Genomic DNA, 231 nt, shown 5'->3' with positions numbered 1-231 from the left:
AACACCATCATCAACAGACACAACACACCTGGACGCATCTGAACTCCCTTGATAGAGCCGTTTCTATTCGAAATATCGATGAGGTTGTCGGCAGGGAGGCGGGAATGATGAGTATCGCGAGGCAGGAGGGTGTTGCGCGATCCTGCCCAGGCGGACAGGATCGGGGCGTTGCATTTATGGCAGGACTTGCTTGAACGGCTTGACCACAACATTGCCATAGACGCCTGCGGC

The organism is Pseudomonas sp. LJDD11, from assembly GCF_024584215.1.
Taxonomy (GTDB): domain Bacteria; phylum Pseudomonadota; class Gammaproteobacteria; order Pseudomonadales; family Pseudomonadaceae; genus Aquipseudomonas.
This window is presented reverse-complemented; position numbering follows the sequence as displayed.